This is a genomic window from Pseudomonas sp. ANT_J28 (assembly GCF_008370005.1).
GTDB classification, from domain to species: Bacteria; Pseudomonadota; Gammaproteobacteria; order Pseudomonadales; family Pseudomonadaceae; genus Aquipseudomonas; species Aquipseudomonas frigoris.
The window spans coordinates 1-23,125 of the sequence record NZ_VOBM01000063.1 but is presented as its reverse complement, the minus strand read 5'-3'; the positions used below and the strand labels follow the sequence as shown (position 1 = coordinate 23,125).

At 59.1% G+C, this 23,125-nt stretch carries 23 protein-coding genes; 11 read left to right on the top strand and 12 right to left on the bottom strand.

The window, feature by feature from the left end:
- Nucleotides 1-285: 285 nt before the first annotated feature.
- Together FQ187_RS28170 and FQ187_RS28165 are read right to left on the bottom strand one after the other, a co-directional pair.
- Nucleotides 286-477 (bottom strand): hypothetical protein, encoded by a 192-nt coding sequence (locus tag FQ187_RS28170; protein WP_018928487.1) that lies wholly within the window; start codon nucleotides 475-477, stop codon nucleotides 286-288.
- Nucleotides 478-545: 68 nt separating this feature from the next.
- Nucleotides 546-1,133: a TIGR00730 family Rossman fold protein gene (locus FQ187_RS28165; RefSeq protein WP_149631985.1), complete on the bottom strand. Its 588-nt coding sequence runs from the start codon at nucleotides 1,131-1,133 to the stop codon at nucleotides 546-548.
- A 343-nt stretch (nucleotides 1,134-1,476) separates the two neighbouring features.
- Here FQ187_RS28165 and azu point away from each other — a divergent pair, with 343 nt between their 5' ends.
- Nucleotides 1,477-1,923: an azurin gene (azu, locus tag FQ187_RS28160; protein WP_149631984.1), complete on the top strand. Its 447-nt coding sequence runs from the start codon at nucleotides 1,477-1,479 to the stop codon at nucleotides 1,921-1,923.
- Between the two features lie 66 nt (nucleotides 1,924-1,989).
- Here the strand turns inward: azu and nadE are convergent, their stop codons facing one another.
- From nadE to FQ187_RS28145, 3 genes are all read right to left on the bottom strand, one after another.
- Nucleotides 1,990-2,817, bottom strand: a complete 828-nt coding sequence (gene nadE / locus FQ187_RS28155; protein WP_149631983.1) for an ammonia-dependent NAD(+) synthetase — start codon at nucleotides 2,815-2,817, stop codon at nucleotides 1,990-1,992.
- A gap of 4 nt (nucleotides 2,818-2,821) precedes the next feature.
- Nucleotides 2,822-4,057, bottom strand: a complete 1,236-nt coding sequence (gene pncB / locus FQ187_RS28150; RefSeq protein ID WP_149631982.1) for a nicotinate phosphoribosyltransferase — start codon at nucleotides 4,055-4,057, stop codon at nucleotides 2,822-2,824.
- Nucleotides 4,058-4,286: 229 nt separating this feature from the next.
- Nucleotides 4,287-5,198, bottom strand: a complete 912-nt coding sequence (locus FQ187_RS28145) for a LysR family transcriptional regulator (protein ID WP_149631981.1) — start codon at nucleotides 5,196-5,198, stop codon at nucleotides 4,287-4,289.
- Between the two features lie 174 nt (nucleotides 5,199-5,372).
- Here FQ187_RS28145 and FQ187_RS28140 point away from each other — a divergent pair, with 174 nt between their 5' ends.
- From FQ187_RS28140 to FQ187_RS28100, 9 genes are all read left to right on the top strand, one after another.
- The gene (locus FQ187_RS28140; RefSeq protein WP_149631980.1) at nucleotides 5,373-6,863 is read left to right on the top strand and encodes an aldehyde dehydrogenase family protein; all 1,491 of its coding nucleotides are present in this window, start codon (nucleotides 5,373-5,375) and stop codon (nucleotides 6,861-6,863) included.
- Nucleotides 6,864-7,021: 158 nt separating this feature from the next.
- Nucleotides 7,022-8,305: an FAD-binding oxidoreductase gene (locus FQ187_RS28135; RefSeq protein ID WP_149631979.1), complete on the top strand. Its 1,284-nt coding sequence runs from the start codon at nucleotides 7,022-7,024 to the stop codon at nucleotides 8,303-8,305.
- Between the two features lie 363 nt (nucleotides 8,306-8,668).
- Nucleotides 8,669-9,802 carry a branched-chain amino acid ABC transporter substrate-binding protein gene (locus tag FQ187_RS28130; protein ID WP_149631978.1) on the top strand — a complete coding sequence of 378 codons (1,134 nt, stop codon included), beginning with the start codon at nucleotides 8,669-8,671 and terminating at the stop codon, nucleotides 9,800-9,802.
- A 170-nt stretch (nucleotides 9,803-9,972) separates the two neighbouring features.
- Nucleotides 9,973-10,887, top strand: coding sequence for a branched-chain amino acid ABC transporter permease LivH (locus FQ187_RS28125; RefSeq protein WP_149631977.1), 915 nt, complete (start codon nucleotides 9,973-9,975; stop codon nucleotides 10,885-10,887).
- Nucleotides 10,888-10,890: 3 nt separating this feature from the next.
- Nucleotides 10,891-12,174, top strand: a complete 1,284-nt coding sequence (gene livM, locus FQ187_RS28120; RefSeq protein WP_129438932.1) for a high-affinity branched-chain amino acid ABC transporter permease LivM — start codon at nucleotides 10,891-10,893, stop codon at nucleotides 12,172-12,174.
- Nucleotides 12,171-13,046, top strand: a complete 876-nt coding sequence (locus FQ187_RS28115) for an ABC transporter ATP-binding protein (protein WP_149631976.1) — start codon at nucleotides 12,171-12,173, stop codon at nucleotides 13,044-13,046. The genes livM and FQ187_RS28115 overlap by 4 nt, the downstream gene beginning before the upstream one ends.
- Entirely contained in the window at nucleotides 13,043-13,759 is a 717-nt protein-coding gene (locus FQ187_RS28110) for an ABC transporter ATP-binding protein (protein ID WP_149631975.1), read from the top strand. The genes FQ187_RS28115 and FQ187_RS28110 overlap by 4 nt, the downstream gene beginning before the upstream one ends.
- A 217-nt stretch (nucleotides 13,760-13,976) precedes the next feature.
- Nucleotides 13,977-14,345, top strand: coding sequence for a hypothetical protein (locus tag FQ187_RS30640; protein ID WP_256667473.1), 369 nt, complete (start codon nucleotides 13,977-13,979; stop codon nucleotides 14,343-14,345).
- A gap of 144 nt (nucleotides 14,346-14,489) precedes the next feature.
- Nucleotides 14,490-15,257 (top strand): SDR family oxidoreductase, encoded by a 768-nt coding sequence (locus FQ187_RS28100; RefSeq protein ID WP_149631974.1) that lies wholly within the window; start codon nucleotides 14,490-14,492, stop codon nucleotides 15,255-15,257.
- Nucleotides 15,258-15,358: 101 nt separating this feature from the next.
- On the opposite strand, the gene FQ187_RS28095 is transcribed toward FQ187_RS28100, so the two are convergent.
- The 7 genes from FQ187_RS28095 to FQ187_RS28065 form a co-directional block, all read right to left on the bottom strand.
- Nucleotides 15,359-16,492: an AGE family epimerase/isomerase gene (locus FQ187_RS28095; RefSeq protein ID WP_149631973.1), complete on the bottom strand. Its 1,134-nt coding sequence runs from the start codon at nucleotides 16,490-16,492 to the stop codon at nucleotides 15,359-15,361.
- Between the two features lie 98 nt (nucleotides 16,493-16,590).
- Nucleotides 16,591-17,163 carry a HupE/UreJ family protein gene (locus FQ187_RS28090; protein ID WP_149631972.1) on the bottom strand — a complete coding sequence of 191 codons (573 nt, stop codon included), beginning with the start codon at nucleotides 17,161-17,163 and terminating at the stop codon, nucleotides 16,591-16,593.
- 35 nt (nucleotides 17,164-17,198) lie between these two features.
- A complete protein-coding gene (gene ureG / locus FQ187_RS28085; RefSeq protein ID WP_008157381.1) occupies nucleotides 17,199-17,813 on the bottom strand; it encodes an urease accessory protein UreG in 615 nt (204 codons plus the stop codon).
- Nucleotides 17,814-17,836: 23 nt separating this feature from the next.
- Entirely contained in the window at nucleotides 17,837-18,511 is a 675-nt protein-coding gene (locus FQ187_RS28080) for an urease accessory protein UreF (protein WP_149631971.1), read from the bottom strand.
- Complete coding sequence (gene ureE / locus FQ187_RS28075) at nucleotides 18,508-19,008, bottom strand: urease accessory protein UreE (protein ID WP_095127367.1); 501 nt, start codon at nucleotides 19,006-19,008, stop codon at nucleotides 18,508-18,510. Before ureE ends, FQ187_RS28080 begins: the two co-directional genes overlap by 4 nt.
- 285 nt (nucleotides 19,009-19,293) lie before the next feature.
- Nucleotides 19,294-19,926, bottom strand: coding sequence for a TetR family transcriptional regulator (locus tag FQ187_RS28070; protein ID WP_033055580.1), 633 nt, complete (start codon nucleotides 19,924-19,926; stop codon nucleotides 19,294-19,296).
- Nucleotides 19,927-20,082: 156 nt separating this feature from the next.
- A complete protein-coding gene (locus tag FQ187_RS28065) occupies nucleotides 20,083-20,511 on the bottom strand; it encodes a hypothetical protein (protein WP_149631970.1) in 429 nt (142 codons plus the stop codon).
- A 386-nt stretch (nucleotides 20,512-20,897) separates the two neighbouring features.
- Between FQ187_RS28065 and FQ187_RS28060 the strand changes: the two genes are divergently transcribed.
- Nucleotides 20,898-22,973: an AsmA family protein gene (locus FQ187_RS28060; RefSeq protein ID WP_149631969.1), complete on the top strand. Its 2,076-nt coding sequence runs from the start codon at nucleotides 20,898-20,900 to the stop codon at nucleotides 22,971-22,973.
- Nucleotides 22,974-23,125: the final 152 nt, after the last annotated feature.

The window sequence follows — 23,125 nt, the reverse complement described above, 5'->3', positions numbered from 1 at the left end:
TGATCATCTTTACAACTTCCAGCTTGAAGCTGTCGTCGAATACTTTGCGTTTGTCGGTCATGGAGAACTCCTCAATAGGTGTATTTTCCACCTATCGGGGTGTCCGGGGAAATTAGACCACTGCAGACACACCGCTTTCGCGAGCAAGCCCGCTCCCACAGTGGAGATGTGTAAATAGTTTCTAGATGGGGGTATTTCAGAGGGGACTGTGAGGGTCAGCAAAGTGACTGCTGACCCTGGACACAGATCCGGTGGGCCTGATCAGATCATCGGGCCCTGAGGGTCTCAGGCGTCGGGCGCCTGATCTTTCGGTGCTTCAACATCATCTTCTGCGGCCACTTCACCTTCTGCATCCGGGTTCAGTGCGGCGGCTTCTTCTTCAGCTGTAGCTTTCTTGCGCTGAAGCTTTTCCTCTTTCTTCTGCTCCTTGGCCAAGTCTCTCTGACGTTTGGCGAAGGAATAATTGGGTTTAGCCATGGGCGATCCTCTGGGGTCGAAGGTGAGGTTGAGCGGCGCGTATTCTGCCCTGTATCGATGCCCAGCCGTTAGCTGGGTTTTTGCTCGATCCACTTTGGCACCACTGTCGGCTGCCAGGCGTCCAATACATCGAGCAGGGTTTGCGGCGATTCGCTCACTTGCAGCATGTCACGGTGCGGTTCGCGAACGAAGCCTTCGCCGACGATATGATCGAGAAAAGACGTCAATTTGCTATAGAAACCGTTCACTTCCAGCAGCCCCAGCGGTTTGCCGTGGTAGCCGAGCTGGCCCCAGGTCCAGACTTCGAACAGTTCTTCCAGTGTGCCCAGGCCACCGGGCAGGGCGATAAAGGCGTCACTGAGCTCGGCCATCCGCGCCTTGCGCGCATGCATGCCGTCGACCACTTCCAGACGAGTCAGGCCGCTGTGGCCGATTTCTTTGTCTTTGAGGCTTTGCGGGATGATCCCGATCACTTCACCGCCCGCCGCCAGCGCAGCATCGGCGACGATGCCCATCAGCCCGACGGCGCCGCCGCCATAGACCAGAGTCAGCTTACGCTCGGCCAATGCTCGCCCCAAGGCGACAGCCGCTTCACGATAAGCCGGGTTGGTGCCAGTGCTGGCACCGCAAAATACACAAACGGACGCTAAAGACATGCCTTACTCCACGGTCAGGATGACCACAGAGTAAAGGCAGGCACGCTGCGTTCCAAGGTCTACACTTCGCGTTCAGGTGTTTCACAGCTTCCGCTGGCGCCACAGGCGTAGACGGCGAGCAAACTGCGCAACAGGCTGTTAAGGGACATGACTGACGCTCCAGATGGGTGAGGACGACCTGATGATAGGGCCGCCCCAGACGTCTGGCTGGTAGATTGTTTCGATAGGTGTCATAGCCCGAAAGTTGTATACAATTTTTGATTCAGGTCATAGGAACTTGCGAAGTTTTCAGGCAGTCTTCTGTCCATTCGCACTTTTGTTAACCCTGCCTTGGAGATTCACCATGTTTGCCAAACTTGTTGCGGTATCCCTGCTGACGCTGGCCAGCAGTCAATTGATGGCTGCCGAGTGCAAGACCACCATCGACTCCACCGACCAGATGTCCTTCAACAGCAAGGCCATTGAAATCGACAAGAGCTGCAAAACCTTCACCGTCGAGCTGACCCACTCCGGCAGCCTGCCGAAAAACGTCATGGGCCATAACTGGGTGCTGAGCAAAGAGGCTGACATGCAGCCCATCGCCACCGCAGGCCTGGCCGCAGGCATCGACAAGAACTACCTGCCGGAAGGTGATGCACGCATTATTGCTCACACCAAAATCATCGGTGCTGGCGAGAAAGATTCGGTGACCTTCGACGTGTCGAAACTGGCCGCCGGTGAAGCATACGGTTTCTTCTGCTCGTTCCCGGGCCACATCTCAATGATGAAAGGCACGGTTACCCTGAAGTAATCGAATCGAACGCATAAAAAAGCGTCCCACCTGGGACGTTTTTTTTATGCCTGATCGTTCAGCCGATCAAGGCGCAAACGGCATCACTCGCTTGTGATGAGTTTTTTTATACGTGTCACAAATAATCTTGAACGCTTCCTCACGCACCGGATCTCCGTGCAGAAACGCGTCGATCTCGGCATAAGTCACACCGTGGGACGCTTCGTCCGGTTTGCCGGGCGACAGGTCTTCAAGGTCGGCCGTGGGGATTTTTTCCACCAGAGATTCCGGTGCGCCGAAGCTTCGGGCGATGTTCCGGACCTGGTTTTTCACCAGACCGCTCAGCGGTGCCAGATCGCAGGCGCCATCACCGAACTTGGTGAAAAAGCCCATCACCGCTTCCGCCGCGTGGTCGGTGCCGATCACCAGGCCATGGGCCGCGCCGGCGATGGTGTATTGGGCGACCATGCGGATCCGCGCCTTGGTGTTGCCGAGCACGAAATCCACCGAGACCGCGTGCTTGCCTTCAAAGGCCGCTACTTCACTGGCCAGGGCTTTGACCGCCGGGCCGATGTTTACGGTGTGGCGCTCGTCCGGGGCGATGAAATCCACCGAGGCCTGGGCGTCGTGTTCGTCGAACTGGGTTTCGTATGGCAGGCGCACAGCGATGAACTTGTAGCTGTTGTCGCCAGTGCGGGTGCGCAGTTCGCGCATGGCACGCTGGGCCAGCAGGCCGGCGGTCAGGGAGTCGACGCCGCCGCTGATGCCGAGTACCAGGGTCTTGAGCCCGGAATTGACCAGGCAGTCCTGGATGAAGGTAATCCGCCGGGCGACTTCAGCCTCGAGGGCGGCCTGGTCGGCGAACGGCGGCTGGACCTTGAGCTGTTCAGCAATCTCACGCTGTTCGGCTTGCATGAATTCACTCCTTGCTAGATGTGCTTGATGTGCTGGTAAGGGCGGCAGGTACTTTGAAAACGTGTCGCAAATAGGCGACGAAATTCGGATCTTTGCAGTGAGTCTTGCCAGGCTCATCGGAAATCTTTGCCACGGGCTGGCCGTTGCAGGCGGCCATTTTAAGCACGATGCTCATCGGTTCAACACCCGGAATATCGCACGTCAGGTTGGTGCCGATGCCAAAGCTGACATTGATCCGGCCGCGCAGCGTCCGAAAAATCTCCAGGGACTTGGGCAGCGTCAGGCTGTCGGAGAACACCAGCGTCTTGCTCATCGGGTCGATGCCGAGCTTGTGATAGTGCGCAATGGCCTTTTCTGCCCAGAGCACCGGATCACCGGAATCATGGCGCAGGCCGTCAAACAGCTTGGCGAAGTACAGATCGAAATCGCTGAGAAAGGCATCGGTGGTGATGCAGTCGGTGAGGGCGATCCCCAACAGGCCACGGTACTCGCGGACCCAGCAATCGAGGGCGGCAATCTGACTGTCGATCAGCCGCGGGCCGAGTTGCTGATGGGCCATGATCCATTCGTGGGCCATGGTGCCCAACGGCTTCATGTCCAGCTCCCGTGAAAGGTGCACGTTGCTGGTGCCGACAAAACGACCGGGGAAATCGTGCTTGAGCACGTTCACCACTTCTTCCTGCACGCGGTACGAGAAGCGACGACGAGTGCCGAAATCGGCGACCTGCAATTCGGACAATTCCTCCGCGCTAGCGTTGGCGGTGAGCCAGTCGAACTTGCGGTAGAGCTGCTCGCGCGCCTGTTCCAGGACGATCTCACGGTAGCGATAGCGATTGCGCACTTCGCTGACGATGGACAGCAGCGGCACTTCGAACAGGATCACGTGCAGCCATGGCCCGCGCAGGCGGATGAACAGCTCGCCGTTTTCGATACCGGTGTGGACGTAGCGCAGATTGAAGCGGAACAACCCGAGAAAGCGCAGGAAATCCGGCTTCATGAAGCTGATGCGCTCCATGAAACTCAACTGGTCGGCGCTCAGGCTCAATTCGGCAAGGCGCTCGATCTGGAAGCGGATTTCCGCCAGATACGGGCGCAAATCTTCACTGTTACGGCAACGAAACTCCCATTCGACTTCCACATTCGGGTAGTTGTGCAGCACCGCCTGCATCATCGTCAGTTTGTAGAAGTCGGTGTCGAGCAGGTTCTGCACGATGCGATCGCCAAACACGCTCTCGCTCATAACGGGGTTCTCCAGGCTGGCCACGGCCCGTGGCGGCGACGTTGCAGCTGTTTCAATGAATGGGCTAGTGGCGCATATCGGCAGTGGTGATTGCCAGCGATTTTTTTGGCTACACACAATCCCTGTGGGAGCGGGCTTGCTCGCGAATGCAATCGGTCAGTCGCTATTGATGTCGCCTGACCCACCGTTTTCGCGAGAAAGCCCGCTCCCACAGGGATTGTGTGTAGCTTCAAATTTGCGGTATGTCCGGGTTATCGATCTGTTCCAGCATCCACTTCACAAAATCCCGCACCTTCGGCACTTCCGCCGAATGCTCCGGGTACGCCAGGTAATAGGCATCGGTACTGGGCATTGCGTGCTGCCAGGGTATGACCAGTTTGCCGTCGGCCAATTCCTCTTCCACCAAAAACCGCGGCAACAGCGCCACACCGCAGCCGACCTGAGCTGCGCGGATGCACATGTAAAAGGTTTCGAAACGCGGGCCGTGGTAGCTGTGTTCGGTGTGGTAGCCCTGACTGTCGAACCAGTCGTGCCAGGCCTGGGGCCGGGAGGCGTTTTGCAGCAGGACCAGGTCGGTGAGTTGCGTAGGATCGGTGAACGGCGTGTTCGGCAGGCTGCCCGGTGCGCAGACCGGCACCAGCTCTTCGCCGAACAGCTTCAGGCATTCAGTGCCGGGTCGTGAGCCCTGGCCGAAATAAAACGCCAGGTCGCTGCGACCTTGCAGCAGATCGTCGGCTTCCTGTTCGCTGCACAGGTCCAGATGGATCGAGGGATGGCGCAGGCGCCAGCCTTTCAAGCGTGGCACTAGCCAGCGCGCGCCGAAGGTCGGAGGCGTCGAGACGCGCAGGACTTCGGTTTCACCGCCGTAGGAGCGCAGGTAGTGGGTCGACATCTCGACCTGCGTGAGGATTTTTCGTACCTCCACCAGATACAAATCACCGGCCGGGGTCATTTGCAGGCGTCGGCGTACCCGGCGGAACAACAGGTGCTGCAGCAATTCTTCGAGTTGCGCGACCTGTTTGCTGACAGCGCTCTGGGTCAGGTTCAGCTCTTCAGCCGCCCGGGTGAAGCTCAAATGCCGGGTTACGGCCTCAAAACACTGCAGCGCGGTGATCGACGGCAAGTAGCGTTTATTCAGCATTGGTTGTCCTTTTTCTTGTTTCTTTCTTACCAGCAATTCGCAGCATGAATAAACGGAATGATATCTCTCTTAAAGGTCGTTTGTTGGGTAACGTCGGGAGCGCTAAAACTACAGGCCTCACCAGCCGAATTAATCCGGCTGCACGTTTTCTGTTTTTCGCTTGAGGAGTGACCCATGGTTGCCGCATTGCTTGATCGTCTTGGTGTGAACCCGACCCTGTACCAGAACGGCAAAGTGCCGGTGTATTCGCCGATCGATGGCAGTCAGATCGCCGCCGTGAACTGGGAAGGCGCCGCTGAAGTCGAGCAGCACATCAGTCGTGCAGATCATGCGTTCGAATTGTGGCGCAAGGTCCCGGCCCCGCGCCGTGGCGAACTGGTCCGCCAACTGGGCGATATCTTGCGCGAATACAAGGCCGACCTCGGCGAGCTGGTGTCCTGGGAAGCCGGCAAGATCACTCAGGAAGGTCTGGGTGAAGTTCAGGAAATGATCGACATCTGTGATTTCGCCGTCGGCCTGTCCCGTCAGCTGTACGGTTTGACCATCGCTTCCGAGCGTCCTGGCCACCACATGCGCGAAACCTGGCACCCGCTGGGCGTCGTCGGCGTCATCAGTGCGTTCAACTTCCCGGTCGCGGTCTGGGCCTGGAACACCGCGCTGGCGCTGGTCTGCGGCAACCCGGTGATCTGGAAACCGTCGGAGAAAACCCCGCTGACCGCCCTGGCCTGCCAGGCGTTGTTCGACCGCGTACTGAAGAACTTCAGCGACGCGCCTCCGCACCTGAGCCAAGTCATCATCGGCGGTCGCGATGCCGGCGAAGCCCTGGTCGATGACCCGCGTGTCGCGCTGATCAGCGCCACCGGCAGTACCCGCATGGGCCGCGAAGTGGCACCGAAAATCGCCGCACGTTTCGCTCGTAGCATTCTGGAGCTGGGCGGCAACAACGCAATGATCCTCGGCCCAAGCGCGGACCTGGACATGGCCGTACGGGCCATCCTGTTCAGCGCCGTCGGCACTGCCGGTCAGCGTTGCACCACGTTGCGTCGCCTGATTGCCCATGAATCGGTGAAAGAAGAAATCGTCACCCGCCTGAAAGCCGCTTACTCCAAAGTGCGCATCGGCAATCCACTGGAAGGCAACCTGATCGGTCCACTGATCGACAAGCACAGCTTCGAAAACATGCAGGATGCGCTTGAGCAGGCCTTGAGCGAGGGCGGCCGGGTGTTCGGCGGCAAGCGCCAACTGGAAGACAAATTCCCTAACGCTTATTACGTCTCGCCGGCCATTGTTGAAATGCCTGAGCAAAGCGATGTGGTTTGCAGCGAAACCTTCGCGCCGATTCTGTACGTGGTGGGTTACAAGGAATTCGACGAAGCCCTGCGCCTGAACAACGCCGTGCCACAAGGCCTGTCGTCGTGCATCTTCACCACTGACGTACGTGAAGCCGAGCAGTTCATGTCGGCGGTGGGCAGTGACTGCGGCATCGCCAACGTCAACATCGGTCCGAGCGGCGCGGAAATCGGCGGGGCGTTTGGCGGTGAGAAAGAAACGGGCGGTGGTCGTGAATCCGGTTCCGATGCATGGCGCGGCTACATGCGCCGTCAGACCAACACCGTGAACTATTCGCTGGAGTTGCCGTTGGCACAGGGCATTACGTTCGACTAAACCTCGAGTTGAACAGTGATCCCCCTGTGGGAGCGGGCTTGCTCGCGAATGCGATCTGTCAGTCGACATTGATGTTGTCTGACACACCGCTTTCGCGAGCAAGCCCGCTCCCACGCTGGGAACTGTGTGTTGGTTAGGTTTCTGATTGGAGTCTGGCAATGCCGTTACGCGAAGAGTGTCTGTGGGAAAAACTGACGCCGCAAAGGCCTGACAACGCGGCGCTCAAGGGCGAAGTAAAGGTCGATGTCTGCGTCATCGGTGCCGGTTTCACCGGTCTGTCGGCGGCGGTGCATCTGCTGGAAAAAGGCAAAAGCGTCTGTGTACTGGAAGCCCATCGCGCCGGTCATGGCGGATCGGGGCGCAACGTCGGGCTGGTCAATGCCGGGATGTGGATTCCACCGGACGAGATCGAAGCCGGTTTCGGCGAGGCGGTCGGCAGTCAGCTTAATCGCATGCTCGGTGCGGCGCCGTCCCTGGTGTTCAGCCTCGTGGATAAGTACAACATCGACTGCCAGTTGCGACGTGAAGGCACGTTGCACATGGCGCACAACGCCCGTGGCGAAGCGGACTTGCGCAGTCGTGAAGAACAATGGAAGCGTCGCGGTGCGCCGGTAGAACTGCTGACCGGTCAAGCCTGCGAACAAGCGACGGGCACCAAAAAGATTGCCGCTGCGCTGCTCGATCGACGTGCCGGCACGATCAACCCAATGGCTTACACGACGGGGCTGGCCAAAGCGGCCATCGGTCTCGGCGGCCAGTTGTTCGATCATTCCCCGGTCACCCGACTCGAACGTCAGGGCCAACGCTGGTCGGTACAAACCGCTCAGGGTTCGGTGCTTGCCGAGCAAGTCGTGATTGCCTCTAACGCCTACACCGAAGGTGACTGGACGGAATTGCGGCGCAACTTCTTCCCCGGTTATTACTATCAAGTGGCGTCGGTCCCGCTGACCGAAGAGGCTGCGCAGCAAATTCTCCCGGGTGGCCAGGGTTCCTGGGATACCCGCCAGGTCCTCAGCAGTGTTCGTCGAGATAAGGACGGCCGTCTGCTGCTCGGCAGTCTCGGTAATGGCAATCAGAAACCGACCTGGTTCCTCAAAGCCTGGGCCGACCGGGTTCAGAAGCACTATTTCCCATACCTCAAGCCGGTGGAATGGGAGTGCACCTGGACCGGTTGCATCGCCTTCACCCCCGATCATTTGATGCGTTTGTTCGAGCCGGCGCCCGGTTTAGTGGCAGTCACCGGTTACAACGGCCGGGGCGTCACTACTGGCACTGTCGTCGGCAAAGCCTTTGCCGATTATCTGTGTAACGGAAATCCTCAAGCACTGCCGATTCCCTTTGCGCCCATGCAGCCATTGGCGGGCGTGGGATTGCGCAGCTGTCTGTACGAGGCCGGATTCTCGCTGTATCACGCAGGCCAGTGCCTGCGGATCGTTATTTGATTGTTGAAATTTGTTGCTGAAAGCGGCGCTTTTTCGCGCAGCGACTAGCCTGTAAAAGGTGCGGGTTGTAGCAGTTCCGCACCAGCAGTGTGCACTTCGGTGACGCACGTTGTTACAGGCTGGTTGCACGTCGTTTGGCGCCGCGGTTGCAATGATGGCGCGTTCGGGTTGCGCCTTTAAAAATAAATGGTTTCACCTTCCGCGGTTTAGACGGTTGCACACCCAATGAAAATGGGATCGAAACAGTCGAAATAACAATAAAGCAGCGACTTTTTTCAGAATAAAAAACCGATGGCACGGCCCTTGCTCTGAGCATTCAGGAAGTCGCAGTGCCAACTAAAAAAAACCTTGGAGCACCACCTCATGTCCCAGACGTTTTACAAGAAAGGCTTTTTGGCCCTCGCAGTGGCAACTGCGTTGGGTGTTTCTGCGTTTGCACAGGCTGATGTGAAAATCGGTGTGGCGGGGCCGATGACAGGCGCCAACGCGGCATTTGGCGAGCAGTACATGAAGGGTGCACAGGCTGCGGCCGATGCGGTCAACGCAGCGGGCGGCGTAAACGGGGAAAAAATCGTACTGGTCAAGGGCGATGACGCCTGCGAACCGAAACAGGCTGTGACGGTCGCCAAGGACCTGACCAACCAGAAAGTCGCTGGCGTAGTCGGTCACTTCTGCTCCTCCTCGACCATCCCGGCTTCGGAGATCTACGACGAAGCGGGCATCATCGCGATCACTCCAGGTTCCACCAACCCGGCGGTTACCGAGCGCGGCCTGGGTGCCATGTTCCGTATGTGCGGGCGTGACGACCAGCAAGGCATTGTGGCCGGCGACTACATCGTCGACGTGCTCAAAGGCAAGAAAGTCGTGGTCCTGCACGACAAAGATACCTACGGCCAAGGTCTGGCGGACGCCACCAAGGCTCAACTGGTCAAGCGTGGCGTAACGCCGGTGTTGTACGAAGGCCTGACCCGCGGTGAGAAAGACTTCAGCGCCGTGGTGACCAAGATCCGTGCGGCCGGTGCCGATGTGGTCTACTTCGGCGGCTTGCACCCGGAAGCCGGTCCACTGGTTCGCCAACTGCGTGAACAGGGCCTCAAAGACGTCAAGTTCATGTCCGATGACGGCATCGTGACCGACGAGCTGGTGACCACCGCCGGTGGCCCGCAGAACGTTGACGGCGTGTACATGACCTTCGGCGCCGACCCGCGTCTGCTGCCAGACAGCAAAACCGTAGTGGACGAGTTCCGCAAAAAAGGCACCGAGCCTGAAGGCTACACCCTGTACGCCTACGCTTCGGTCCAGACCCTGGCGGCTGCCTTCAATGGCGCCAAGTCTAACAAGGGTGAAGACGCTGCCAAATGGCTGAAAGCCAACAAGGTCCAAACCGTGATGGGCGAGAAGACCTGGGACGCCAAGGGCGACCTGAAAGTCTCCGACTACGTGGTTTACCAGTGGGACAAGGACGGCAAATACCACCAACTGGAAAAACAGAAGTGATATGAACTGCTGATGGCTCGGCGCCTTGTGCGCCGGGCCATCAATCAACATGTCCGTGCAGTACCTGTCTTTTCTCGTAGAGCTGCACACAACCGTGTTGCGCCGGCGGCTGAACCCCGGTCCGTCGTACACGGCTTCTGTGCAGTCTCTCAAATGCGTGAGATTGCGTTATGGATGGTATTTTCCTGCAGCAACTGGTCAACGGCCTGACCCTCGGGTCGGTCTATGGCCTGATCGCCATCGGCTACACAATGGTCTATGGCATCATTGGCATGATCAACTTCGCCCACGGCGAGGTTTACATGATTTCCGCTTACCTCGCGGCGATCAGTCTGGCTCTGCTGGCTTACTTCGGTATTGAATCCTTCCCTCTGCTGATGCTCGGCACACTGGTCTTCACCATCATCGTCACGGCGGTGTATGGCTGGGTCATCGAGCGCGTCGCCTACAAACCGTTGCGCAACTCCACACGACTGGCACCGCTGATCAGCGCCATCGGTATTTCGCTGATCCTGCAAAACTATGCACAGATCGCCCAGGGCGCCCGTCAACAAGGCGTGCCCACACTGCTGACCGGTGCATGGCGAGTTGAAGTCGGGAGCGGCTTCGTCCAGCTCACCTACACCAAGATCTTCATTCTGATCGCCGCGTTTGTCGGGATGGCCCTGCTGACCTACGTCATCAAGTACACCAAGCTCGGCCGTATGTGCCGCGCCACCCAGCAAGACCGCAAGATGGCCTCGATCCTGGGGATCAACACCGACCGTGTGATTTCCTACGTGTTTATCATCGGTGCAGCGATGGCGGCCCTGGCCGGCGTGCTGATCACCATGAACTACGGCACGTTCGACTTCTACGCAGGCTTCGTCATTGGGATCAAAGCGTTCACTGCCGCGGTACTCGGCGGGATCGGTTCGCTGCCTGGCGCCATGCTCGGCGGGATTATTCTGGGGATCTCCGAATCACTGTTCTCAGGTCTGGTGAACTCGGACTACAAAGACGTTTTCAGCTTCTCGCTGCTCGTTCTTGTTCTGGTCTTTCGGCCTCAAGGCCTGCTCGGCCGTCCTCTTGTGTCGAAGGTGTAAGCGATGTCTTCAACCACTAAAAAAACCATTGATATCAAAAGAAGCCTGGTTGACGCGATTCTCGCCGGCCTTGTCGCCCTGATTGTGTTCGGCCCGATTGTCGGCATCGTCCTCGACGGCTATGGCTTCAACCTGCAGCCGACCCGCGTGGCATGGATTGTCGCTATCGTCATGGCTGGCCGCTTTGCCTTGAGCCTGTTCCTGCAAACGCCGAAGGGTCTGAGAATTCTCGAAGGCTTTGAAAGCACCGGCTCCGGGGTTCATGTACTGCCGCCTGATTACAAATCCCGGTTGCGCTGGATCATCCCGCTGTTGATCGTCATTGCCGTGGTGTTCCCGTTTTTCTCCAACTCCTACCTGCTGGGCGTGGTCATCCTCGGGCTGATCTACGTATTGCTGGGCCTGGGGCTGAACATCGTGGTCGGCCTGGCCGGTCTGCTCGACCTGGGTTATGTGGCGTTCTACGCCATCGGTGCCTACGGTCTGGCGCTCGGTTACCAATACCTCGGTCTGGGCTTCTGGACGGTGCTGCCGCTGGCGGCGATTACCGCTGGCCTTGCCGGTTGCATCCTCGGTTTCCCGGTGCTGCGCCTGCACGGTGACTACCTCGCAATCGTGACCCTGGGCTTCGGTGAAATCATCCGGTTGATCCTTAATAACTGGCTGTCCCTGACCGGAGGCCCGAATGGCATGGCCGCTCCATTGCCAACCTTCTTCGGCATCGAGTTCGGCAAAAGGGCGAAAGAGGGCGGTGTGCCGTTCCATGAGTTCTTTGGCATCGCCTACAACCCGGACGTGAAGTATTACTTTATCTACGCGGTGTTGTTCCTGGTGGTATTGGCCGTGTTGCACATCAAGCACCGCTTGACCCGCATGCCGGTCGGTCGCGCCTGGGAAGCCTTGCGTGAAGACGAAATCGCTTGCCGCTCCATGGGGCTGAACCACGTATTGGTCAAACTCTCGGCGTTCACCATCGGTGCATCGACGGCCGGTCTGGCCGGCGTGTTCTTCGCCACCTATCAAGGTTTCGTTAACCCGACCTCGTTCACCTTCTTCGAATCGGCATTGATCCTCGCCATCGTGGTGCTCGGCGGCATGGGATCGACCATCGGCGTGGTGATTGCGGCATTCGTGCTGACCGTCGCCCCGGAACTGCTGCGTGGCTTCGCGGAATATCGCGTGCTGCTGTTCGGTATCCTGATGGTGTTGATGATGATCTGGCGACCGCGCGGCCTGATTCGGATCAGCCGTACCGGTGTGACCCCGCGTAAAGGAGTAGCGCCATGAGCGAAGTCGTACTCTCGGTCGAGAAGCTGATGATGCACTTCGGCGGCATCAAGGCGTTGAACGATGTCAGCCTGAAGGTCAAACGCAACTCGATCTTCGCCCTGATCGGCCCCAATGGCGCCGGCAAGACCACCGTGTTCAACTGCCTGACCGGGTTTTACAAGGCCTCGGGCGGCAAGATCGAACTCAACGTGCGTGGCGAGCAAACCAACGTTATCAAGCTGCTGGGCGAATCGTTCAAACCCACCGATTTCGTCTCGCCGAAATCCTTTGCCAGTCGGATGTACTACAAGATGTTCGGCGGCACCCACCTGGTGAACCGTGCCGGCCTGGCGCGGACGTTTCAGAACATTCGCCTGTTCAAGGAAATGTCGGTGCTGGAAAACCTGCTGGTGGCCCAACACATGTGGGTCAACCGCAACATGCTGGCCGGCATCCTCAACACCAAGGGTTATCGCAAAGCCGAAAGCGATGCGCTGGACCACGCGTTCTACTGGCTGGAAGTGGTGGATCTGGTGGACTGCGCCAACCGTCTGGCCGGTGAACTGTCCTACGGTCAGCAGCGCCGTCTGGAAATCGCCCGGGCCATGTGCACCCGGCCGCAGATCATCTGCCTCGACGAACCGGCCGCCGGCCTCAACCCTCAGGAAACCGAAGCGCTGAGCGCGATGATCCGGCTGCTGCGCGACGAGCACGATCTGACCGTGGTGCTGATCGAACACGACATGGGCATGGTAATGAGCATTTCCGACCACATCGTGGTGTTGGACCACGGCATCGTCATCGCCGAGGGCGGCCCCGACGCTATCCGACACGATCCGAAAGTGATTGCGGCCTACCTGGGCGCCGATGAAGAGGAAGTGGTGCTATGAGCCAACCCATCCTCGAACTCAAGGAATTGGATGTGTTCTACGGGCCGATCCAGGCCCTGAAGAAAGTCTCGCTGCACATCAATGAAGGTGAAACCGTCAGCCTGATCGGTTCCAACGGCGCCGGCAAATCGACCCTGCTGATGTCGATTTTCGGTCAGCCGCGGGCGGCGGATGGGCAGATCATCTATCAGGGTGTGGATATCACCCATAAGTCGTCCCACTACATCGCCTCCAACGGCATCGCTCAATCGCCGGAAGGCCGGCGGGTGTTCCCCGACATGACAGTCGAGGAAAACCTGCTGATGGGTACCATTCCGATCGGTGACAAGTACGCCAAGGAAGACATGCAACGCATGTTCGAGTTGTTCCCGCGACTCGAAGAGCGGCGCACCCAGCGGGCGATGACCATGTCCGGCGGTGAGCAGCAAATGCTCGCCATCGCGCGTGCGTTGATGAGTCGGCCGAAACTGCTGTTGCTTGACGAGCCGAGCCTGGGTCTGGCGCCGATTGTGGTGAAACAGATCTTCGCGACCCTGCGGGAACTGGCGAAAACCGGCATGACGATCTTCCTGGTGGAACAGAACGCCAACCACGCTCTCAAACTGTCGGACCGGGCGTACGTGATGGTCAACGGCGAGATCCGCCTCACGGGCACCGGCAAGGAGCTGTTGGTTAACGAGGAAGTGCGTAACGCCTATCTCGGCGGCCACTAAACGGCTGAGCACATAAAAAACGCCCTGACGCATCCACGTCAGGGCGTTTTTTTATGCCGGTCGTAAAGGTTTTTTGAAATTGTGGAAAACAATATTCACAAGCTCTCAAAGCGCGACATAAAGCCGCTGCAAATAGTTGTTTTGTCACGGTTTTGACTTGTCCCCGTTTGCTGTGGAGCTGGCTGTGAATAACGTGGGAGTAGCTGGCTGAAAGCCTTTGAAACCGTGGCTTGCAGAGTTGTGGTTGTTTTTTGATCAGGTGTTTTTACGGGACCGCGCGCGGGCTTTGTCAACCTTTTTGTTGGTGACGAAAGCAGGGCGAAATGGAGTGGTGCTGCCTGTGGATAAGTCTGTGGTTAAACTCTGGAAAGACTCGGCTGAAGGCCGTAGTTACTGGCTTGGCGCCATCGTCGGTATGACCGGTCAGTCGTGCAAAATGCCATGGGCTACACAGCCGGCGTTCCAGGGTCAAGCAAAAAAATTTCCAATTTGCCCGCAAAGCCTTGTGCTCAGCGGCTTACAGCTTTTCCACTTGCCCCCGGAAACTGTGGACCGGCCTGTGGATAAGGTGCGCGCACATGGCTGAAAGCCACGGCGAGCAAGGCGTGGCAATCTTTGATCGTTTTTTGTACAGCTTGTACGGTAGTTGCCGCTGTGGGCAAGGCCGGGCATGCTGCCTGCTGATTTTCTATTCCAGTGGCTGCCGATCAGCCGAAGCAAGGAGAACACGATGTCCAACACCCTGTTTATTACCGGCGCGACCTCCGGTTTTGGTGAAGCCTGCGCCCGTCGTTTTGCCGACGCCGGCTGGAAACTGGTGCTGACCGGCCGTCGTGAAGAGCGCCTCAATGCGCTGTGCGCCGAGTTGTCGAAGCAGACCGAGGTCCATGGCCTGGTGCTCGACGTGCGTGATCGCAAGGCCATGGAGGAGGCGATTGCCAACCTGCCGCCGTCCTTCGCCAAGCTGCGCGGGCTGATCAACAACGCCGGCCTGGCCCTGGGCGTTGACCCGGCGCCCAAGTGCGACCTCGACGATTGGGACACCATGGTCGACACCAACATCAAGGGCCTGATGTACAGCACTCGCCTGTTGTTGCCCCGCCTGATTGCTCACGGTCGCGGCGCCGGCATCGTCAACCTTGGCTCCATCGCCGGCAACTACCCGTACCCGGGCAGCCATGTGTATGGCGCGAGCAAGGCGTTCGTTAAACAGTTCTCCCTGAACTTGCGCTGCGACCTGCAAGGTACGGGCGTGCGGGTGAGCAATATCGAGCCGGGCCTGTGCGAAAGCGAGTTTTCACTGGTGCGTTTCGCCGGTGACCAGGAGCGTTACAACGCCACCTACGCCGGTGCCGAGCCGATCCAGCCGCAAGACATCGCCGACACCATTTTCTGGGTGCTCAATGCCCCGGCGCACATCAACATCAACAGCCTGGAACTGATGCCGGTGAGCCAGACGTGGAGCGGGTTTGCGATTGAGCGTAATGCCAAGGCTTAAGACCGCGTAACGGCCATTCGCGAGCAAGCCCGCTCCCACATTAGTCCTGCGAACACAGGTCCAGTGTGGGAGCGGGCTTGCTCGCGAAGGCGATCGCCCAATCAACGAAGATAGTCGGCTAATCCGCGATAGCAGGTTGCCAAGTGATAAGGCGTGGTCGATGGCATGTCCCGGCGGGTGACGTCACCATTCTCATCACGACACTCATACCAGCCACCCTTATGCAGGGAGTGCTGCTGCAGCGCCTGCAATTGGCGCAGCACCGCGGCCTCGCTGTCTGGCCGCAAGGTCAGGGCGCGCAGGTATTCAGCCTGCGCCCAGATTCGCTGCGTAGCGTCCCGAGGTGGGCCGTTCGGTACCAGGTCAAGCATCGCCCGCACGGCGCCGGTCTGTTGATCGACGCCCAGTTGTTCGGTGAACGCAAAGGCGCGTTCCAGAGAAGCGTGAAGTGTCGAACCGCGCAGCAACGAAGACGATTCCAGCAGGAAATACCACTCGAACTGATGCCCCGGTTCAAACCAGTTATCCACAGCTCCCAGCGGTTTCTCCATCAACACTCCGTGTTGCGGGTCGATAAAACGCTTCTGCATCGCTGTGCATAACTCGACGAGAGAGTCTTGCACGGCGACGTCTTTGCGCACCGACAGCGTGGCGAGGAAGGCTTCGGCCAAGTGCATCAGGGGATTTTGCAGCGGTCCGGACTCGAGCGAGGACCAGTCACGGTCGAGGCTGGCTTCGTACAGACCGTCGCCTGTCGCAAAGCGCTGCGCGACCACTTCCAGTGCAGCGTTGAGCACCGATTCCACCAGCGGCTCGCGGACCTTGTCCCAGTAATGGGCGCAGGCGAACAGGATGAAGGCGTGGGTGTAGAGGTCTTTGCGCTGATCCAGCGGAGCACCGTGCGGGTCGACGCTATAGAACCAGCCGCCATGCTCGGCATCGTGGAAATGCTGCTGCAAGGAACGGAACAGCGCTGCGGCGCGCTCTTCGGCGGCCGGTACCTGGCCGATTAGGCCGGAAAACAGGTAGAGCTGCCGCGCGCAGGCCATGGCCCGGTAGCGTTGGGGCGGCAGCGGTTGGTGCCCGGCGTCCAGCGCCTCATAGGGCAGTGCCATGTCGGCATTCCAGCCGGGACCTTGCCAGAGCGGCACGATCACGTCCTGGAAGTGCTGTTGCACCGAAGCAAACAGAGCGGTCAATTCAGGCTGGGAGGCGGAGCGGGAAGCAGGCGGCATTGGCTGGCGTCGTCACGGCAGGGTTGATTGCGCGACATGTTAGCAGAGAGCGCGCGTTGATCGGTCCCACGCAGAGCGTGGGAAAGATCTTTGAGCGTTTATCCCGCCAGCAACCACACGCCGGTCGCCGCCGACGCTGCACCCGCCAGTCGAACCAACGGCGCCGCCGCTTGAGGCAACACCCGCACGATGGCGTAACCCAACCCATGCAACGCAGCCGTCGCCGCCACAAACCCTGCGGCATACGCCCAAGGGCTAGACATGTCCGGTAATTCCAAGCCATGGGCCACGCCGTGGAACAGCGCAAACAAAGCGGTTACCGCAACAGCCAGGCTCAACGACGGACGCACTGCCAAAGCCACTGCCAGACCCAGCGCCAGCACCGACGCCGCAATTCCGCTCTCTAGCGCTGGCAGGTTCAGCCCTTCAAACCCCAGCAACCCGCCGATCAGCATGATGCCGACGAATGTGCACGGCAGCGCCCATCGTGCGGCGCCTTTCTGCTGCGCCGCCCACAAACCGACCGCAACCATCGCCAACAAGTGGTCGAGGCCACCGACCGGGTGGCTGATACCGGCGATCAAACCGTTGTCGCCATGCCCCGGGTGGGCGAAGGCGATGGCCGGGGTCAGCAGCAGGGCCATGGCGCCCAGAATGCGTTTAAGTGTCATGGAAAAGCTTCCTTGTTGATAAAAATTGATCGTGTTCACGCCGCTGTCAGCAGGCCCTGGCGTTCGATGAAGGCGATGATTTCTTCCAGGCCGAGGCCGGTTTTCTGGTTGCTGAAAACGAATGGCTTGCCGTTGCGCATGCGCTTGGTGTCGCTGTCCATCAGTTCCAGCGACGCACCCACCAATGGCGCGAGATCGATTTTGTTGATCACCAGCAGATCCGATTTGCAGATCCCCGGCCCACCTTTGCGCGGCAGCTTGTCGCCGGCCGAGACGTCGATCACGTAAATGGTCAAGTCGGACAGTTCCGGGCTGAAGGTGGCGGACAGGTTGTCGCCACCGGACTCCACGAGGATCAGGTCCAGCCCCGGAAAACGGCGGTTCAGTTGATCCACGGCTTCAAGGTTGATCGAGGCGTCCTCGCGAATCGCCGTGTGCGGGCAGCCGCCGGTTTCCACACCGATGATCCGCTCCGGTGCCAGTGCTTCGTTGCGCACCAGAAAGTCGGCGTCTTCACGGGTGTAGATGTCGTTGGTTACCACCGCCAGGTTGTAGCGGTCGCGTAAGGCCAGGCACAGGGCCAAAGTCAGAGCGGTTTTGCCGGAACCGACCGGGCCGCCGATGCCGACGCGCAGAGGTTGTGTGTTCATGTGCTTCTCCAAAATAACAGGCCCTAGGAACGGAATAGACGGCTGTACTGGCGCTCATGGGCCATGCACGCCAGGGACAGGCCGAAAGCGGCGCTGCCATAGTGTTCGGGGTTGATTCGGGTGGCGTTCTGCTGGGCCTCTTGCAGCAGCGGCAGCAGTTCGCTGGTCAGGCGTTGCGCGGCTTGCTGACCCAGCGGCAGGGTTTTCATCAACACCGCCAGTTGGTTTTCCAGCCAACTCCAGAGCCACGCCGCCAGCGCGTCTTGCGGGCTGATATTCCAGGCGCGAGCGGCCAGTGCCCAGCCGAGGGCCAGGTGCGGCTCGGGACGTTGTTCAAGAACGGTGCGGGCCAGGGCATCGAGTTCCGGCAAACCATTGAGCAGTTGTTGAAGGGAGTAGCCCATCTGCCGGCTCTCCTGATGCAGCTCGCGGGTTTCCCGACTGGCGCGATGTTCTTCGCAGCGTTGCAGCAGTTCGTCCCAGTTTTCTTCTGCCGCGGCCACACAATGAGCGAACAGCAGTGGCGCTTCGAAGCGTGCGAGATTCAGGATTAGCTGATCGCTGATCCAGCGCCGCGCGCTATCGGAATCGCTGACGCGGCCGTTATCCACCGCCATTTCCAGGCCTTGGGAATAGCTGTAACCGCCAATCGGCAACTGCGGACTGGCCAGGCGCAACAGCGCCCAGGCTGGGTTCATAGCCGTACGCCGAACTGGTGCAGTTTCGGCGGGTAGTTGAAGTCTTCATCGCCGTGACGCGAATGGTGGTGGCCGCCGCCGTAGGCGCCATGTTCCGGCTGGAACGGCGCTTCGATGTTCTCGACCTTGGCATCAAGCTGTTCGAGCATGGCCTTGAGCACGTAGTCGTCGAGCAGGCGCAACCAGCCATCGCCAACTTGCAGGGCGACGTGTCGGTTGCCGAGGTGGTAGGCGGCGCGAGTCAGTTCGAAAGCATTGGCGCAGGTGACGTGGAGCAATTGTTCGGCGCGGGCGCAGACGCGGACGATGCGCCCGTCTTCGGCTTGCAGGTATTCGCCGTCGTACAGCGGTGGCTGACCGCGCTCCAAAAACAGCCCGACGTCTTCACCCTCGGCACTGAAACAGCGCAAACGGCTTTTGCTCCGGGCTTCGAAGGTCAGGTGCAACTCGGCGGCCCAGACGGGTTGAGGGTCGATTCTGCGATGAATCACCAGCATCGGAAGGCTTCCAGCAATGGACAATGCTTAGGCTAGAGCAAGGGGCTTGCCAATCGGGTGATACGTAGGAAATGCCTGTCGGAGCTCAGTGGGTGTTCCGGGATGTTGCAGGTTTTTGGGTTGATTTGGTGCGGGAGAATGTTTGGCGCACCAAATTGCAGCGAGGTCGGTGTTTCATGTGGGAGCGGCGGTGCGACGATTCGACTTGCTCGCGAAAGCGGTTTTATAGTCACATAGATATTGGATGTACCGACGCCTTCGCGAGCAAGCCCGCTCCCACAGGGGTTATTCGGTGCTGCCCAAACCTTGCCAATGCTTAAGGCCAATAAAGATAAAGCGCAACTGCTGGGTGATCTTTGCTTGGGGCGTCAGATGCTCTGGCAGCGCCTGCGCTGGCGGATCAATGATGTCCGGCAAGGTCGCAAACACACTTTTAACAATCAGATCGGCCATGACGCTCAGGCCGGCGATGTCCAGGTGTTGCAGCTTCGGCATCAAGGACAAGTCGGCCGCCAGGTCCGAGCTGATGTCTTCGCGCAAGCGGCCAATGGCCTGGCGCACTGGCAGCGAGCCGCCATACTGCTCGCGAGCCAGAAACAGGAACTGCGAGCGATTGGCCGTAACCACGTCGAGAAAGATCCGCACCGAGGCGTCGATGATGCCGCCCATGACGAACTCGTTGTGGCGCACAAGGCGAATGGTTTCGCGGAAGGTCTGACCGACTTCACTCACCAGCACCAGGCCCAGTTCATCCATATCGGCGAAATGCCGGTAGAAACCAGTGGGCACGATCCCGGCGGTTCTGGCGACTTCGCGCAGGCTCAGGCTGCCGAATCCTCGGCCGCATTCCATCAAGTGGCGGGCAGCGTCCATCAGGGCGTTGCGGGTCTGTTGTTTCTGTTCGGCGCGGGGCAGCATCGCAAGGGTATTTTCTGGATAAGACAGCGGCGCACTCTAGCAAATCGGCTTTGCCGGCGTCGAACGACTATCGGGGGATCAAGCGGGGAAGTGAGGCCTCTATAACGTCAAAAGCCCAATCCGGAGATTGGGCTTTTTTTCAGGGCCGCCATAGGCTCAGCTCAAAGCGCTGTTGCGTTCGATGACACGGTCACCACCACCTTCAGCCAGGGTTTGACCTTGTGGAGTGCGGTCGGAACCGTCAGCAGCCAGGGTTTGACCCTGTGGAGTGCGATCGGAACCGTCAGCAGCCAGGGTTTGACCCTGTGGAGTGCGATCGGAACCATCAGCAGCCAGGGTTTGACCCTGTGGAGTGCGACCGGAACCGTCAGCAGCCAGGGTTTGACCTTGTGGAGTACGGTCCGAGCCATCCTGGGTGATCAGGCCTTTTTCTTTCAGGCGATCATTGCCACCTTCGGCGACGGTTTGGCTGAACACCGAGTGGGTGGATTTGACTTGTGGGGTCGCCTGGTCAGCAGCTGGCAGGGCGAAAGCCGTGCTGGCCAGCATCGAGAGGGTAAGGCTAAACAGTAATTGGCGTTTCATGATTGGGTGCTCCGTAGGAGGGCGATAAAGTGGGTACGAGGGCAATGCTACTCTCGATAAGTCGATATAAAAGTTCATAAACGCAATGGTAATAATCAACGGAATTGATTGTTCCGTGGGACGGCTCTAAATCGGGCGTTTCCGGCGGACGTTTTTGCGCTGTGATGGGTATTTTCGACTCACTGGCGCCTTGCAAAAGTGCGGGTCCGGTAACGCTGGATTGAGGAGCATTCTGTCGCCGGCCGATTATTTGAGCGTTAAGCGGTATTTCGGTTAAACCTGAACGCCATTTCCCAGTCCTAGACTCCATGGCAGGCCGGTTCTGGCCTAACGTTTCAAACGTGCGTCGCAGTCAGGGCGCTCAGTCGTATCAGGAGCCCTGTGCAATGACGCGCACTCGAAAAATTTTTACCTGGACCCTCGCCAGCCTCGTTGTCCTGCTGGCCGTACTGGTTCTGATCATCGTGTTCTTCGATTGGAACCGGATCAAACCACCGCTTAACGCCAAAGTTTCCGAAGAGCTGCACCGCCCGTTCGCCATCAACGGCAACCTCGCAGTGGTCTGGCAACGTGAACCCGACGAGGACGGTTGGCGCGCGTGGGTACCGTGGCCGCATGTTGTGGCGGAGGACTTGAGCCTGGGCAACCCGGACTGGTCGAAGAAGCCGCAGATGGTCACCCTCAAACGCGTCGAGTTGCGCCTCTCGCCCCTGGCCTTGCTGGTGCAGCGCGTGGTGATCCCGCGTATTGACCTGACCGAACCGAATGCCGACCTCCAGCGCCTGGCCGACGGTCGCGCCAACTGGACCTTCAAGTTCGACCCCAAAGACCCGAACGCCGAGCCTTCAAGCTGGGTGGTGGACATCGGTGCGATTGGCTTCGATAAAGGCCACATCACCCTCGACGACCAGAACCTGAAGACTCAGCTCGACTTGAGCATCGATCCGCTGGGCAAACCGATTCCGTTCAGCGACATCGTCGGTGACAAAGCCGCGAAAACCGCGTCGGAAAAGGGTGCCGCGCCGCAGGATTACGCGTTCGCGCTGAAGGTCAAAGGCCAATACCACAGCCAGAAACTCGCGGGCGAAGGCAAGATCGGCGGCCTGCTGGCGTTGCAGGACGCGGCCATACCGTTTCCGCTTCAGGCTCAAGTGACGATCGCCGACACCCGGGTCGAACTGGCCGGCACCCTCATCGATCCACTGAACCTCGGCGCTCTGGATTTACGCCTGAAACTGGCCGGCACCAGCCTGGGCAATCTCTACCCGCTGACCGGCGTCACCCTGCCGGACACACCGCCGTACGAGACTGACGGCCACTTGATTGCCAAGCTGCATGAAGCGGACGGTGCGGTGTTCCGTTACGAAGAATTCAACGGCAAGATCGGTCAGAGCGACATCCATGGCAGCTTGGCCTATGTCGCCAGCCAGCCGCGACCGAAGCTGAGCGGCTCATTGCTATCCAATCAGCTGCTGTTTGCCGACCTGGCTCCGCTGATCGGTGCCGATTCCAACGCCAAACAAAAGGCCCGTGGTGGCGAAAGCAAGCAGCCGGCGGACAAGGTCTTGCCGGTCGAAGAGTTTAAAACCGAGCGCTGGCGCGATATGGACGCTGACGTCGAGTTCACCGGTAAGCGCATCGTCCATAGCGAAAAACTGCCGTTCAACGATCTCTACACCCACCTGATACTCACTGACGGTGTGCTGAGCCTTGAGCCCCTGCGCTTCGGCGTGGCCGGTGGCAACCTGGATGCTCAGATTCGCCTCAATGGCCGAACCGAACCGCTGGAAGGCCGGGCAAAACTCACCGCACGCAAGTTCAAACTCAAGCAGTTGTTCCCGACCTTTGAGCCGATGAAAACCAGTTTCGGCGAGCTCAATGGCGATGCCGACATCACCGGTCGTGGCAACTCGGTGGCCAAACTGCTGGGCACCGCCAATGGCAATCTGAAGATGCTGATCAATGACGGTGCCATCAGCCGCGAACTCATGGAGTTGGCAGGGCTCAACGTCGGCAACTATGTGGTGGGCAAGATCTTTGGCGACAAGGAAGTGAAGATCAACTGCGCTGCCGCCGACTTCGACATCAAGACCGGACTGGCGACCACGCGTCTGTTCGTCTTCGATACCGAAAACGCGATTATCTACATTGATGGCACCGCCAACATGGCTACTGAGCAACTGGACCTGACCATCACCCCGGAATCAAAGGGCTGGCGGTTGATTTCGCTGCGTTCGCCGCTGTATGTGCGGGGCAAATTCATCAAGCCAGATGCGGGTGTGAAGGCTGTGCCGCTGATACTGCGCGGGGCGGGAATGGTGGCGTTGGGCGTAATTGCCGCACCGGCGGCAGGGTTGCTGGCGCTGGTGGCGCCGAGCGGTGGCGAGCCGAATCAGTGCGCGCCGTTGCTGGAGCAGATGAAGGCCGGCAAGGCGCCGGTGACCGTCAAACCCACCCGGTAATTTGTTGGTGTCTGTCATGACGCCTTCGCGAGCAAGCCCGCTCCCACATTGGACCGCGGTCCAATGTGGGAGCGGGCTTGCTCGCGCACGCGGTTTACTAGGCGCTACATATCTTTCAGCAGGTCGGCCATGTCATCGGCATGTTCTTCTTC